10 protein-coding genes are annotated in these 15,071 nt (G+C 61.1%); all 10 read left to right on the forward strand.

The window, feature by feature from the left end; translation table 11 throughout:
* Positions 1-18: 18 nt before the first annotated feature.
* The 10 genes from MA884_RS25450 to MA884_RS25495 all read left to right on the forward strand — a co-directional run bounded on the left by MA884_RS25450 (position 19) and on the right by MA884_RS25495 (position 15,070).
* Positions 19-1,449, forward strand: coding sequence for a sigma-54 dependent transcriptional regulator (locus tag MA884_RS25450; RefSeq protein WP_256233099.1), 1,431 nt, complete (start codon positions 19-21; stop codon positions 1,447-1,449).
* A 715-nt stretch (positions 1,450-2,164) separates the two neighbouring features.
* On the forward strand, positions 2,165-3,562 hold the full coding sequence (locus tag MA884_RS25455) for a polynucleotide adenylyltransferase PcnB (protein WP_256233100.1): 1,398 nt from the start codon (positions 2,165-2,167) through the stop codon (positions 3,560-3,562).
* A gap of 2 nt (positions 3,563-3,564) precedes the next feature.
* Positions 3,565-4,050, forward strand: a complete 486-nt coding sequence (folK, locus tag MA884_RS25460) for a 2-amino-4-hydroxy-6-hydroxymethyldihydropteridine diphosphokinase (protein ID WP_256233101.1) — start codon at positions 3,565-3,567, stop codon at positions 4,048-4,050.
* A 362-nt stretch (positions 4,051-4,412) separates the two neighbouring features.
* A complete protein-coding gene (panB, locus tag MA884_RS25465) occupies positions 4,413-5,213 on the forward strand; it encodes a 3-methyl-2-oxobutanoate hydroxymethyltransferase (protein WP_256233102.1) in 801 nt (266 codons plus the stop codon).
* Positions 5,210-6,070, forward strand: coding sequence for a pantoate--beta-alanine ligase (gene panC, locus MA884_RS25470; protein WP_256233103.1), 861 nt, complete (start codon positions 5,210-5,212; stop codon positions 6,068-6,070). The genes panB and panC overlap by 4 nt, the downstream gene beginning before the upstream one ends.
* A gap of 184 nt (positions 6,071-6,254) precedes the next feature.
* A complete protein-coding gene (panD, locus tag MA884_RS25475; protein WP_256233104.1) occupies positions 6,255-6,635 on the forward strand; it encodes an aspartate 1-decarboxylase in 381 nt (126 codons plus the stop codon).
* Between the two features lie 325 nt (positions 6,636-6,960).
* Complete coding sequence (pgi, locus tag MA884_RS25480; protein WP_256233105.1) at positions 6,961-8,625, forward strand: glucose-6-phosphate isomerase; 1,665 nt, start codon at positions 6,961-6,963, stop codon at positions 8,623-8,625.
* Positions 8,626-8,868: 243 nt separating this feature from the next.
* Complete coding sequence (acs, locus tag MA884_RS25485; protein WP_256233106.1) at positions 8,869-10,806, forward strand: acetate--CoA ligase; 1,938 nt, start codon at positions 8,869-8,871, stop codon at positions 10,804-10,806.
* 195 nt (positions 10,807-11,001) lie between these two features.
* A complete protein-coding gene (locus MA884_RS25490; RefSeq protein WP_256233107.1) occupies positions 11,002-12,018 on the forward strand; it encodes a class I SAM-dependent rRNA methyltransferase in 1,017 nt (338 codons plus the stop codon).
* Between the two features lie 118 nt (positions 12,019-12,136).
* Complete coding sequence (locus MA884_RS25495; RefSeq protein ID WP_256233108.1) at positions 12,137-15,070, forward strand: DUF748 domain-containing protein; 2,934 nt, start codon at positions 12,137-12,139, stop codon at positions 15,068-15,070.
* Position 15,071 lies beyond the last annotated feature (1 nt).

A 15,071-nucleotide genomic window follows, 5' to 3' on the forward strand; every position in this document is an offset into this window, starting at 1 on the left:
GTCGAGAGAATCGAATCAATGCCGCACATTTTGATCGTCGAAGACGAAACAATTATCCGCTCCGCCTTGCGCCGTCTGCTGGAACGCAATCAGTACCAGGTCAGCGAAGCCGGTTCAGTGCAGGAAGCACAAGAACGTTTCAGCATCCCCACGTTTGACCTGATCGTCAGCGACCTGCGCTTGCCAGGCGCCCCCGGGACGGAGCTGATCAAGCTCGGCCAGGGCACGCCAGTGCTGATCATGACCAGTTACGCCAGCCTGCGCTCGGCGGTCGACTCCATGAAAATGGGCGCGGTGGACTACATCGCCAAGCCGTTTGACCACGACGAGATGCTCCAGGCCGTAGCCCGCATCCTGCGCGACCGACAGACAGCAACCAGCAATGCGCCGGAACCGGCGAGCAAGACGACAGCCTCCGCCAAAGGCGGCGCCGGCAACCACAACGGCGAAATCGGCATCATCGGTTCCTGCCCGCCCATGCAGGACTTGTACAGCAAGATCCGCAAAGTGGCGCCCACCGACTCCAATGTCCTGGTCCAGGGCGAATCCGGCACCGGCAAGGAGCTGGTCGCCCGGGCGCTGCATAACCTGTCCCGGCGGGCCAAGGCCCCGATGATTTCGGTGAACTGCGCGGCGATTCCGGAAAGCCTGATCGAGTCCGAACTGTTCGGTCACGAAAAGGGTGCGTTCACCGGTGCCAGCGCCGGTCGCGCAGGGCTGGTGGAAGCGGCGGATGGTGGGACGCTGTTCCTCGATGAAATCGGTGAACTGCCCCTTGAAGCCCAGGCCCGTTTGCTGCGGGTGCTTCAGGAAGGCGAGATCCGTCGTGTCGGGTCGGTGCAGTCGCAGAAAGTCGATGTGCGCCTGATCGCAGCCACGCACCGCGATCTCAAGAGCCTGGCGAAGATCGGCCAGTTCCGTGAAGACTTGTATTACCGTTTGCACGTCATCGCCTTGAAGTTGCCGGCCCTGCGCGAGCGTGGCGCCGACGTCAACGAAATCGCCAATGCTTTCCTTGCCCGCCAGAGCGCGCGGGTCAACCGCACCGATCTCACGTTCGCCCCGGATGCTGAACAGGCCATTCGCCACTACGCTTGGCCAGGTAACGTTCGGGAGCTGGAAAACGCGGTAGAGCGAGCAGTGATTCTGTGCGAGAGCCCGGAAATCTCGGCCGACCTGCTGGGTATCGACATCGAGTTGAGTGACCTGGACGATGAAGAGTTCATCGGCCTGGCCCCACAACAGGGTGGTGCCAATAACTCCAGCCACGAGCCCACCGAAGATTTGTCCCTGGAAGATTACTTCCAGCATTTCGTCCTCGAACATCAGGACCACATGACCGAGACCGAACTGGCGCGCAAGCTGGGGGTTAGCCGCAAATGCCTGTGGGAACGCCGGCAGCGCCTGGGTATCCCACGCCGCAAGACCGGGGTCGCCAGCGAAAGCTAAGGCGCGCGGGTAACACCGCCAAATGTGAAAAAACTGTTACCTCAGCTTTTTCACGTAACAAAAGCCGGGGTTTACGGTAACGAAACCCCGGCTTTTTTTCGCCCCGAGAAAACCGAAAAACCCATAATCCCCCCGGTTTTGCTGGGGTTCGCAAAAGTTGGCACGCACCCTGCTATAGCTTTGGTACAAGAACAATAACAAGCCATGTAAACGATAATAAAAATAAGACGAATCGACTCACGCACAATAAAAACAAGACGGCGAGAGGCGCAGCTAACTGATTCTTTTGGAGAGGCGTTGTATTTGGGGCTTGCCCCACGACCAGGCCGAGAACAATAAAACTGTCTCAAGACAGGTGCCTGAACTGGTTGGATCGATTGATCACTGCAGCACAGCGACCAAAGCAATCCGTTTGCTCTTGACTCCCGGATGGGAGTGTCACGAAGGGAAAACCTCGTGGCGCGGGCACTCAACAAAAACAAGAAGCCCGAAACCAATAATAAAAATAGAGCACGCAACTAATTCTGGGGGAGCTTCGGCTCCCCCTGTGGTTTCTGTCGTTCCGCCTCCCCGCAGCCTACAAGGCTTGTCGCTTGAAGCTTGCAGCTCAAAACGCCTGCGTCCTACACCATCCCTCGACTAAATGCTAGAATCCCCGCCCATCATGCGGTCACTCTTCGTTTTTGGCCGAATATTCCTTCAAACAGTGCATCCCATGCTGAAGAAGCTGTTCCAGTCATTCCGTTCTCCCTTGCGTCGTACGCAACACATTCGCAGCACGCCTGAAGTGCTCAACAGTGGCCAGCATTCATTGCAAAAGGCCCAGTTCAGCCGTTACGCGGTGAACATCGTCGAACGCCTGCAGAACGCCGGTTACCAGGCTTATCTGGTGGGCGGGTGTGTGCGTGACATGCTGCTCAATATCACGCCCAAGGATTTCGATGTCGCCACCAGTGCCACGCCGGAACAGATCCGCGCCGAATTTCGCAACGCACGGATCATTGGCCGGCGCTTCAAGCTGGTCCACATCCACTTCGGCCGCGAAATCATCGAAGTGGCAACCTTCCGCGCCAACCACCCGCAAAACGATGAAGAAGAAGACAGCAACCAGTCTTCGCGCAACGAGAGCGGGCGCATCCTGCGCGATAACGTCTACGGCACGCTGGAAGAAGACGCGCAACGCCGCGACTTCACCATCAACGCCCTGTATTACGACCCGGTCAGCGAACGCATCCTCGACTACGCCAACGGCGTACATGACATCCGTAACCGCCTGATCCGCCTGATCGGCGACCCCAAGCAGCGTTACCAGGAAGACCCGGTGCGCATGCTTCGGGCCGTGCGTTTCGCCGCCAAACTGGATTTCGGCATCGAAAAACACAGCGCCACACCGATCCGCGAACTGGCTCCGATGCTGCGGGAGATCCCGTCGGCGCGTTTGTTCGAGGAGGTGCTCAAGCTGTTCCTGTCGGGCAACGCAGCGGACACCTTCGAAATGCTGGTGGACCTGCAGCTGTTCGATCCGCTGTTCCCGGCCAGCGCCGAAGCGCTGGAGTACAACCCGACCTACACCCACACCCTGATCAGCGAAGCGCTGATCAACACCGATTTGCGCATCAAGCAGAACAAACCGGTGACCCCGGCCTTCCTGTTTGCTGCATTGCTCTGGCCTGCCCTCCCGGCGCGGGTCCTGCGTCTGCAGGAGCGCGGCATGCCGCCGATCCCCGCCATGCAGGAAGCCGCCCACGAGCTGATCAGCGAACAGTGCCAGCGCATCGCGATTCCAAAACGCTTCACGATGCCGATCCGCGAAATCTGGGACATGCAGGAACGCCTTCCACGGCGCAGCGGCAAACGTGCCGACCTGCTGCTGGACAACCCGCGTTTCCGCGCCGGTTACGACTTCCTGCTGCTGCGTGAAAGCGCCGGCGAACAAACCGATGGCCTTGGTGAATGGTGGACCGACTACCAGGACGCCAACGACAGCGAGCGCCGCGACATGATCCGCGAGCTCAGCGGCAAGGACGACGGCGCCAGCGGCCCGCGCAAGCGTCGTCGCAGCAGCGGTGCCAAGCGCAAACGTGCCGGTGTCCCGAGCGCTTCGGACGAGTAACGATGGAACGCATCTACATCGGCATGGGCAGCAACCTCGCCGAGCCCGCCGAACAATTGCGCAGCGCTGTCCAGGCGCTGGCGCAACTGCCCGACACGCAACTGACGGGCGTGTCAGCGTTCTACCAAAGCGACTCCCTGCTGCCCGGCCAGCCACGCTACACCAATGCGGTCGCGGCGCTGGACACTCGCCTGGCGCCGCTGGACCTGCTCGATGCACTGCAAGCCATCGAAACCGGACAAGGTCGCGAACGCCTGGAGCACTGGGGTCCGCGCACCCTGGACTTGGATATCCTGCTGTTCGGCGATCGCCTGATCGACGAACCTCGCCTGAAAGTCCCCCACTACCATATCCAGGCCCGGGCCTTCGTGCTCTACCCTCTGGCGGAACTGGCACCCGCCAATCTGCGCCTGAGCGATGGACGCTTGCTCACGGACCTGCTTGCAGCGTGCCCGTTTGTCGGCCTGGAACGCTTGCCCCCGAATTGACGTAGCGATTCTGTGGGAGCGAGCCTGCTCGCGATAGCGGTGATTCAGCCAATGTAAATGTCGACTGACCCGCCGCTATCGCGAGCAGGCTCGCTCCCACAGGATTCGGACCCGGCAGTCACTTTCGAGACTCTCCCCCCACGCTGAAACGCATCAGTAACCCCGGTAACACCCGGCGGTAACACATCCAATTGACTTCCCGGGTACTCCTCACGACTATAGGCGTCCCGTTGCCGCCCACGCGGCGCTAAAGGGCGCAATCCAGGCCTTACAAGCACCACGCGTAGAAGGTGCGCCTGTATAAATGACGAATCATGCGCGTTACTCGCAGTAGTTCACGAGCGCCTAATGAGGACTTTTTCATGCCAGCTATTACCCTGACCACGCTGCAAGGTCTCAAGCAAAAAGGTGAAAAAATCACCATGCTGACCTGCTATGACGCAACCTTCGCCCACGTCTGCAATGAGGCCGGTGTCGAAGTGCTGCTGGTGGGCGACTCCCTCGGCATGGTGTTGCAAGGCCACGACAGCACGCTGCCGGTAAGCACCGCCGACATGGCCTATCACGTGGCCGCGGTCAAACGCGGTAACACCGATGCCCTGATCCTCGCCGACCTGCCATTCATGGCCTATGCCACCCTCGAACAGACCATGACCAACAGCGCCCAACTGATGCAGGCCGGCGCTCATATGGTGAAAATCGAAGGCGCGTTGTGGCTGGCCGATTCCATTCGCCTGCTGGCCGAGCGCGGTATCCCGGTGTGCGCACACCTGGGTTTGACGCCCCAAGCGGTGAATATCCTCGGCGGTTACAAGGTCCAGGGCCGCAATGAAAACCAGGCCCGTCAAATGCGCGCCGATGCGATTGCGCTGGAGCAAGCTGGCGCCGCGATGTTGCTGCTCGAATGCGTGCCCAGCGAACTGGCGGAGGAAATCACCCAGGCGGTGAAGATTCCGGTCATCGGCATCGGCGCCGGCAGCGCCACCGACGGCCAGGTACTGGTGCTGCACGACATGCTCGGCTTGTCGATCACCGGTCGCGTGCCCAAATTCGTGAAGAACTTCATGGCCGGGCAAGCGAACATTCAGGCCGCCCTGGGCGCCTACGTTGCCGAAGTCAAGGCGGCGACCTTCCCTGGCGTCGAGCACGGATTTTCTGCATGAACACCGTCAAAACCGTACGCGAACTGCGGGCCGCCGTGGCCCGCGCTCGCAGCGAAGGCAAACGCATCGCTTTCGTGCCGACCATGGGTAACCTGCACAGCGGCCATATGGCGCTGGTCACCAAAGCGGCGCAGCGGGCCGACTTCGTGGTGGCGAGCATTTTCGTCAACCCGCTGCAATTCGGTGTCGGCGAAGACCTGGACAAATACCCGCGCACTCTGGCGGCCGACCAGGAAAAGCTGCTCCAGGCCGGTTGCCATCTGCTGTTCGCGCCAACCGTCGAAGAAATGTACCCCGACGGCATGTCCGGGCAGACCCGGGTCAGCGTCCAGCAATTGTCCGAAGGCCTGTGCGGCGCCAGCCGTCCGGGGCATTTCGAGGGCGTGGCGACGGTGGTCAGCAAACTGTTCAACATGGTCCAGCCTGACCTAGCGGTGTTCGGCCAGAAGGACTTCCAGCAACTGGCAGTGATCCGCGCGCTGGTCCATGACCTGAACATGCCGATCCAGATCATCGGCGAGCCGACCGTTCGCGCCGAAGACGGCCTGGCGCTGTCGTCGCGCAACGGCTTCCTCAGCCCTGAACAACGCGCAGTGGCGCCCGTGGTCTATCGCAGCCTGAGCCAAATTGCCGAGGCGATCAGGCTGGGGCGGCGAGATTTTCCGGCGCTGGTGGCCGAGCAGATCAAGCAACTGGAAACTGCCGGCCTGCGTCCTGATTATCTGGAGGTTCGCCACGCCCGTACCTTGCAGCCGGCCACCGCCGAGGACCGCGACCTGGTGATTCTGGTTGCCGCTTTCCTGGGCACCACTCGGTTGATCGATAACCTGCACCTGGACCTCGACGCAAGCGCCTGAACCAACACCCGTCCCAGTCTGGGGATGGGCCTTGTAGGAGCAAACCTGTGGGAGCACAGCCTCGCTCCCACAAGGGATAGACGGTGTTTTTTACTGACTGCATTCTCACATCCCTTGCATATTGCCGCCTCCAGAGCCTTCGGGCAAACTGCCCGCCGTTCGGACCCGACCATAGGAAACATTCATGCACGCCATCATGCTCAAGGCCAAGCTGCACCGCGCCGAAGTCACTCACGCCGTGCTCGACTACGAAGGCTCCTGCGCCATTGATGGTGAGTGGCTGGACCTGTCGGGTATCCGTGAATACGAACAGATCCAGATCTACAACGTCGACAACGGGGAACGCTTCACCACCTACGCGATCCGTGGCGAAGAAGGCTCGCGAATGATTTCGGTCAACGGCGCTGCGGCGCACAAGGCCAAGGTGGGTGACCGGGTGATCATCTGTGCCTACGCCCATTACAGCGAAGCCGAACTGGCCAACTTCAAACCCCGCATGTTGTACATGGCCCCAGGCAACGAACTGAGCCACACCAGCAACGCCATCCCGGTTCAGATCGCCTGACCGAACCCCGGCCAGCGTGCGAGCCTGTGGGAGCAAAGCTTGCTCGCGATAGCAGTATGCCAGGCGACATCCATGCAACGGGTCCATTGCAGTCCCGAGCAAGCTTGGCTCCCACAGTCCGTCTGTCGGACCAATCCCGCCCCTGTTGTATAAAAAAGTACCGGGAAACGGTCTGACAAAGTCAAGACAGATCGCAACGCGAGGTTTACTGTAGTCGCCCTGTGCCCATAGATCGTGTCGACGTAGTTGTCCGGACGCCTCCTGAGGCCATGCCGGAATTTTTAGTGTACAAAAGGTCGTTCAAGTAAAAAGGAAACCCGCAGCGATGGCGTATTACCGAACCCCTCACGACGTGACCGCTCTGCCTGCCTGGCAAGCGCTGAATGACCACCGCAAAGCCATGCAGGATTTCAGCATGCGCGAAGCGTTCCATGCCGATCCGCAGCGTTTCAATCAATTCACCCTGTCGAGTTGCGGCCTGTTTCTCGACTACTCAAAAAACCTGATCAACGCCCAGACCCGTGACCTACTGGTGTGCCTGGCCAATGAAGTCGACCTCAAGGGTGCGATCAAGGCGCTGTTCGAAGGCGAAATCGTCAATGCCTCCGAGAACCGCCCGGCCCTGCACACCGCACTCCGCCGGCCGGTGGGCGACAAATTGCTGGTGAGCGGCGTCGACGTGATGCCGGACGTACACAAGGTGCTGAACCAGATCACCGATCTGGTAGGTCGCATTCATGACGGTCTGTGGCGCGGCTACACCGAGAAACCGATTACCGACGTGGTGAACATCGGCATCGGCGGCTCTTTCCTCGGCCCGGAACTGGTCTCCGAAGCGCTGTTGTCTTACGCGCAAAAAGGCGTGCGCTGTCACTACCTGGCGAACATCGACGGCAGCGAGTTCCATGAACTGACCATGAAGTTGCGCGCCGAGACCACGCTGTTCATCGTCTCGTCGAAATCCTTCAACACCCTCGAAACCCTGAAGAACGCCCAGGCTGCCCGTGCCTGGTACCTGGCCCAGGGCGGTTCCGAAGCGGAGCTGTACCGCCACTTCATCGCCGTATCGAGCAACAACGCAGCCGCCGTGGCCTTCGGCATCCGCGAAGAAAACATCTTCCCGATGTGGGATTGGGTCGGCGGACGCTACTCGCTGTGGTCGGCCATCGGCTTGCCGATCGCCCTGGCCATCGGCATGTCGAACTTCAAGGAATTGCTCTCCGGCGCCTACTCCATGGACCAGCATTTCCAGAGCGCGCCGTTCGAACAGAACATGCCGGTTCTGCTGGCGCTGCTGGGCGTGTGGTACGGCAACTTCTGGGGCGCGCAGAGCCACGCGATCCTGCCGTACGACCACTACCTGCGCAACATCACCAAGCACTTGCAGCAACTGGACATGGAATCCAACGGCAAGAGCGTGCGCCAGGACGGCACGCCGGTGTCTACCGACACAGGTCCTGTGATCTGGGGCGGCGTCGGTTGCAATGGCCAGCACGCCTATCACCAGTTGCTGCATCAGGGCACCCAACTGATCCCGGCGGACTTCATCGTGCCGATCGTCAGCTTCAACCCGGTTGCCGATCACCACCAGTGGCTGTACGCCAACTGCCTGTCCCAGAGCCAGGCGCTGATGCTGGGCAAGACCCGCGCAGAAGCCGAAGCGGAACTGCGTGACAAAGGCGCGAGCGAAGAAGATGTGCAGAAGCTGGCCTCCCACAAAGTGATCCCGGGCAACCGTCCGAGCAACACCCTGGTGGTCGAACGCATCAGCCCGCGTCGCCTTGGCGCATTGGTAGCGCTGTATGAACATAAAGTGTTCGTGCAAAGCGTGGTCTGGGGCATCAACGCTTTTGACCAATGGGGCGTGGAGCTGGGCAAGGAACTGGGCAAGGGCGTCTACAACCGCCTGGTGGGCAGCGAAGAAAGTGCGGCCGAAGACCCTTCGACCCAGGGTTTGATCAACTACTTCCGCGGGCGTCATCGCGGGTGATAGTCTGACAGGGCGGCTCACCCGCCCTGTCACCTTTCGTTCAGGACAGTTCCTACGGCTCGGGTCGCCCGCAAACCGTGGAGTACACGGTACTGTAGGAGCTGCCGAAGGCTGCGATCTTTTGATCTTGATCTTTCACTTGACGCTCAAGTGGCATTGAGAAAAAAGATCGCAGCCTTCGGCAGCTCCTACGAGGGTCGTGCAGCTCCCCTCTTGTCGCAAAAACAAGAATAAGGAACCGTCATGTTCGATATCAGCCAGTACCCCCAAGCCGATGCCGTCCGCCGGGCTGCGCAACTGAGTCAGGACGAGTACACGCGGCTCTACAAAGAATCCATCGAACACCCGAGCGCTTTCTGGGCCGAGCAGGCCACGCGCTTTCTCGACTGGATGACGCCCTGGCAAACCGTCCAGCGCTATGACCTCAAGATCGGCGACGCCAGCTGGTTCGCCGGGGGCAAGCTGAACGTCAGCGCCAATTGCATCGACCGCCATCTGCAGACACGTGGAGACCAGACGGCGATCATCTGGGAAGGCGACAATCCCGCCGAATCGGCAGAAATTACCTACAAGAAACTTCATCACCATGTTTGCCGCCTGGCCAACGTGCTGAAAAGCCGCGGCGTGAAGAAAGGTGACCGGGTCTGCATCTACATGCCGATGATCCCGGAGGCAGCCTACGCCATGCTTGCCTGCACCCGCATTGGCGCGGTGCATTCGGTGGTGTTCGGCGGCTTTTCGCCGGATTCGCTGCGCGACCGGATTCTCGACGCTGATTGCCGCACCGTGATCACAGCCGACGAAGGCGTGCGCGGAGGACGATTCATACCGCTCAAGCGCAACGTCGACAAGGCCCTGGAAAGTTGCCCGGACGTCAGCACCGTGCTGGTGGTCGAGCGCACCCAGGGCGAAGTGGCCTGGGTCGAAGGTCGCGACCTGTGGTACCACCAGGCCATGCATGACATGAGCGACGACTGCCCGCCGGAACCGATGGACGCCGAAGACCCGCTGTTCATCCTCTACACCTCCGGCAGCACCGGTAAACCCAAGGGTGTGCTGCACACCACTGGTGGTTATCTGCTGCAAGCGGCGATGACGTTCAAATACGTACTGGACTACCGCGACAACGAAGTGTTCTGGTGCACCGCCGATGTCGGCTGGGTCACCGGCCACAGCTACATCGTCTACGGACCGCTGGCCAACGGCGCCACCACGCTGATCTTCGAAGGCGTGCCGAGCTACCCCAGCAGTTCGCGTTTCTGGCAGGTGATCGACAAGCATCAAGTCAATATTTTCTACACGGCCCCGACCGCCCTGCGGGCGCTGATGCGCGAAGGTGCCGGACCGTTGCGGGAAACGTCGCGCAAAAGCCTGCGATTGCTCGGCAGCGTCGGTGAGCCGATCAACCCGGAGGCGTGGGAATGGTACTTCAACGTGGTGGGCGAACAGCGCTGCCCGATTGTCGACACCTGGTGGCAGACCGAAACCGGCGGCATCATGCTCAGCCCGCTGGTGAGTGCGCCGCGGCTCAAGCCGGGCTGCGCCACCCGACCGATGTTCGGCGTGCAACCGGTATTGCTGGATGAAACCGGCAAGGAAATCCACGGTGCGGGCAGCGGTGTGCTGGCGATCAAGGCAAGCTGGCCGGGGCAGATTCGCAGCGTTTATGGCGACCACCCACGCATGGTCGACACCTACTTCAAGCCCTATCCCGGCTATTACTTCACCGGCGACGGCGCCCGTCGAGACGAAGATGGCGATTACTGGATCACCGGGCGCATCGACGACGTGATCAACGTCTCCGGGCACCGCATTGGCACCGCCGAGGTGGAGAGCGCCCTGGTGCTGCACGACAACATCGCCGAAGCGGCAGTGGTCGGTTACCCCCATGACCTCAAGGGCCAGGGCATCTACGCTTTCGTCACGCCGATGGATGGAATCGAGGCCAACGACGCATTGAAGAAGGAATTGCTGGACCACGTCAGCAAGGAAATCGGCAGCTTCGCCAAACCGGAACTGATCCAGTGGGCGCCGGCACTGCCCAAGACCCGGTCAGGCAAGATCATGCGGCGCATCCTGCGCAAGATCGCCTGCAACGAGCTCGACAGCCTCGGCGACACCTCGACCCTGGCCGATCCGAGCGTGGTGGAGGGGCTGATCGACAAGCGCCTGAATCGCTGAGCCAAACGACTCGGTTCCCCTGAGGGATCGAGTCCTTGCGCCGCTGGACTGTGGGATAAGCTTGCTCGCGAAACAGGCACCTCGATTTCTGAAAGACCGCATCGCCTGCATCGCGGGCAAGCCTTGCTCCCACAAGGCCCTTCGCCATGGAAACTGCTAAACTCCCGCGCCTCATTTCCTTAAGGCGCGCCCGGCATGTCTTCCTTGAATCAGGCGCTGCGCGCCGCCCTCGATCAGCGTCAGGACCTGCTCGCCCAATTGCACCAGCAAGGCACCGACTGCTATCGCCTGTTCCATGGCAGCCAGGAAGGCGCCCCCGGCCTGACGGTCGACCGTTACGGCCCACAATTGCTGGTGCAGAGTTTCCACCAGTCACTGGAACGCGATGCCTTGTTGCAGTTGCACGGCAGCGTCAACAATCGCCTGGGCCTGGACACCCTGCTGGTCTACAACGATCGCGCCCGGGGCAATTCGCGCATCGACCGCCAGGACACTGTTTACCAGGCTGACGATGCCGCCCTGCAAGACCTCGTCGGCCATGAATGGGGCCTGAACTATCGCGTTCGCGGGCGCCATGCCGGGCAGGATCCTTTGCTGTTTCTCGACCTGCGCAACGCCCGGGGCTGGGTCAAGGAACACAGCCGTCACAAAAGCGTGCTGAACCTGTTCGCCTACACCTGCGGCGTCGGCCTGAGCGCCGCGGCCGGTGGCGCGCGAGAGGTGTGCAACCTGGACTTTGCCGAAGGCAACCTGGCGGTGGGTCGCGAGAACGGTCTGCTCAACCCCGACTTAGCACCCATGGATTTCGTGCAATCGGATTACTTCCCGGCCATCCGCCAACTGGCCGGCCTGCCCATCAGTCAGCGACGCGGGCAGAAACTGCCAGGTTATGTACGTCTGGAGCAACGCCAGTACGACCTGGTGCTGCTCGACCCGCCCGCCTGGGCCAAGAGCGCGTTCGGCACTGTCGACCTGTTGCGCGATTACCAGAGCCTGCTCAAGCCGGCGCTGCTCACCACCGCTGAAAATGGCGTGCTGATCTGCTGCAACAACCTGGCAAAAGTCTCCATGGACGACTGGCGCGAGCAGGTGCTGCGCTGCGCGGAAAAGGCCGGGCGCCCGGTGCGCGAATGGAAAACACTGACACCCGGCAGCGATTTTCCCTCGCTGGACCAGCAGCCGCCACTCAAGACGTTGATCCTCCAGCTCTGAACCAGCGGTTAACTCCTACACTGAAAACGGACAAATCTGATAAATCACAGTGGCTTCGGAACCGTAAACGCATGCCATACTCCAAGGCATTCCGAATTCACACCAGATGAAGCCGCACATGCCCAAAGGATTGATTCGCGCTTTCGGCGCCCTGTTGACCATACTGGCCCTCTACAGCCTGCTGGGTTTTCTGATATTGCCCGGCGTCGCCTTGCGGATCGCCAATCAACAACTGGCCGAGCATGCAACCGTGCCGGCCCGGATCCAGCGTATCGAACTCAACCCCTTCAGCCTTGAAGTCACCCTTTGGGGCCTGAATGTCGGCGAACCGGGCAAGGAGCAGGTCGCCTTCGAACGGCTGTACACCAACCTGCAGCTCGACAGCCTCTGGTCCGGCGCCCTGCACCTGACCGATATCGAGCTGGACAAGCCCAAGACCGAGATCCTGTTCGCCAAGGACGGTCAGCTGAACCTGCTGGGCCTGTTCAAGCTGCCGGCCAGCGAACCCACCCCGGCCGACCCTGACGCCAAGCCGTTTCCCCTGCGAGTCGACCGGATCAAACTGGCCGGCGGTTACGTACACTTTCAGGACCTGCGCCCCAGCGAGCCCATCGAATTTCTGTACGACACCCTTGATTTCGAGCTGAAGAACCTCAGCACACTGCCCGACGACAACGCCGACATGACCCTGGTGGCCGTCAGCCCTCAAGGAGGCCGGGTCGACTGGACCGGCAACTTCAGCCTCACGCCGATCGCCTCCGAGGGCAAGATCAAAGTCACCGACGGCCAGATGAAAGTCTGGTGGCCGTATGTACGCGACGCGGTACCGCTGGTGCTGGAAAACGGCGTGCTGAACCTCAGTACCGACTACAAGCTCAACCTCGCCAAGGGCACCGAACTGCTGCTCAACAACGTGGCCGTGAGCGTGGCCCCCTTCTCCATCAAGGCGCCCGATGGCCGGCCATTGGCGAAACTCGAACGCCTGGATGTGAGTGAAACAACCGTCGACCTGGCCAAGCAACAAGTCATCGTCGGCAAGATCCGCAGCCAGAAGCTGGAAACCTGGGCCGCTCGCGAGGCGGATGGGCAACTGGACTGGCAAAAACTCTTCGCCAGCCAGCCGGCCAAACCGCAGGTCAAGGTCGAACCGGCGTCGGCCCCGGCAGCCGCCGATTCGCCCGAGCCTGAACCCCAGGCACCGAGCAAGCCCTGGCAGGTGCTGTTGAAGGACGTGCAACTGCGCAATTACCAGGTGCATCTGGCCGACCGTCAGGCGCAACCTACCGTGGCCCTGGAGGTCGGCCCGCTGAACCTCGACCTGCAGAACTACGACACCCTCAACGGCTCACCCTTTACCCTCAAGCTGGATACCGGGGTGGGCAAACAGGGCAAGATCCTGGCTGACGGCGAGGTCAACCTGAACCCGGTCACCGCCCGCCTCAAGGTCAAGACCCAAGACATCGACTTGCGGGTCGCCCAGGCGTACATCAACCCGTTCATTCGCCTGGAACTGCGCTCCGGGATGCTCGGCAGCGACCTGGCGGTGGACCTCAAGAGCACCGAGCCGCTGGCGTTCGCCGTCACCGGACGCGCCCAGGTCGATCAACTGCACACCCTCGATACCCTCAGGACCCGGGATTTCATCAAGTGGAAGCAGTTGGTGCTCGAAGGGCTCAACTATCAGCACGGCGACAGCCTGTCGATCGACAAGGTCAACCTGTACCAGCCTTACGCACGATTCATGATCAACAGGGACCGCACCACCAACGTCGATGACCTGCTGATCCCGCAACCGCCCGACAGTGGTGCGAACAACAGCCCGGCAAAACCGGCATCCCAGGACAAACCGCTGGGCATCCACGTCGGCGGCATTGCCATCAACGACGGTTCGGCCAACTTCGCCGACTTCAGCCTGACGCCGAATTTCGCCACGGCCGTCCAGCAGCTCAACGGCCAGATCGGCACCATCGACAGCCGCCAGGCCAAGCCGGCCACCGTGGACATCAACGGCAAGGTCGACCGCTACGCGCCTGTCACCATCAAGGGGGCGCTCAACCCCTTCGACCCGATGGCCAGCCTCGACATCGCCACCAGCTTCAAACGGGTCGAGCTGACGACTCTGACGCCCTATTCCGGCAAATTCGCCGGCTATCGCATCCGCAAGGGCCGACTCAATCTCGACCTGCATTACCGGATCACCAAAGGCCAGTTGCAGGCCGACAACAAAGTGGTGGTCGAGCAACTGCAGCTGGGGGAAAAGGTCGACAGCCCGGACGCCGTGAGCCTGCCGCTCAAGCTGGCCGTCGCGCTGCTGAAGGACTCCGAAGGCAGGATTTCCATCGAGCTTCCGGTTTCCGGCGACCTCAATGACCCGCAATTCAGCGTGATGCCGATTGTCTGGCAAACCCTGCGCAACCTGGTAGTACGGGCGGCCCAGGCGCCATTCAAACTCATCGGCGGGCTGGTGGCCGGTGGTGCCTCGCAAGACTTGGGCAGCGTGTCATTCGCCCCGGGCTCAAGCGAACTGAATCCGGAAAACGAAGGCACGCTACTCAAGTTGTCCGAGGCCCTTGGTAAACGTCCGGAGTTGCGCCTGGAGATTGAAGGCACCGCCGCCCAAAGCAGCGATGGTCCGTTGCTCGCCGCCCAGCGTCTGGAACGCGAATACCAGTACAACTACTACAAGATGCTGCAGCGTCGGGGCGACAAGGTCCCTGCCAAGGCCGCGCTGCTGGAGGTGCCCGAGGATGAAAAGGCACCGCTGCTCGAAGGCATCTATCGCACCCGCCTCAAGACCCAGCCACCGGTCGAATGGACGCAACTGGATAAAAAGGCGCGCACGGAAAAACTGCGCGAAGGCGTGATCACCTTCTGGAGTGGCAACGAAGTGCTGTTGCGCCAGCTGGGGCAGGAGCGCGCCAGCAGCATCAAGGACTTCCTGGTGGACAAAGGGCAATTGGCCGATGACCGTGTGTATTTCATCGACGCCAGCCTCGGCCAGGCCGAAAGCGACGGGCGCGTGATCACCGCCATGCATCTGGATGCCGAATAAG

It is taken from the genome of Pseudomonas sp. Q11 (genome assembly GCF_024494355.1).
GTDB classification, from domain to species: Bacteria; Pseudomonadota; Gammaproteobacteria; order Pseudomonadales; family Pseudomonadaceae; genus Aquipseudomonas; species Aquipseudomonas hefeiensis.

Coding starts and splice junctions, on each gene's coding strand:
- MA884_RS25450 (WP_256233099.1), top strand. CDS start 19: ATGCCGCACATTTTGATCGTCGAAGACGAAACAATTATCCGCTCCGCC.
- MA884_RS25455 (WP_256233100.1), top strand. CDS start 2,165: ATGCTGAAGAAGCTGTTCCAGTCATTCCGTTCTCCCTTGCGTCGTACG.
- folK (WP_256233101.1), top strand. CDS start 3,565: ATGGAACGCATCTACATCGGCATGGGCAGCAACCTCGCCGAGCCCGCC.
- panB (WP_256233102.1), top strand. CDS start 4,413: ATGCCAGCTATTACCCTGACCACGCTGCAAGGTCTCAAGCAAAAAGGT.
- panC (WP_256233103.1), top strand. CDS start 5,210: ATGAACACCGTCAAAACCGTACGCGAACTGCGGGCCGCCGTGGCCCGC.
- panD (WP_256233104.1), top strand. CDS start 6,255: ATGCACGCCATCATGCTCAAGGCCAAGCTGCACCGCGCCGAAGTCACT.
- pgi (WP_256233105.1), top strand. CDS start 6,961: ATGGCGTATTACCGAACCCCTCACGACGTGACCGCTCTGCCTGCCTGG.
- acs (WP_256233106.1), top strand. CDS start 8,869: ATGTTCGATATCAGCCAGTACCCCCAAGCCGATGCCGTCCGCCGGGCT.
- MA884_RS25490 (WP_256233107.1), top strand. CDS start 11,002: ATGTCTTCCTTGAATCAGGCGCTGCGCGCCGCCCTCGATCAGCGTCAG.
- MA884_RS25495 (WP_256233108.1), top strand. CDS start 12,137: ATGCCCAAAGGATTGATTCGCGCTTTCGGCGCCCTGTTGACCATACTG.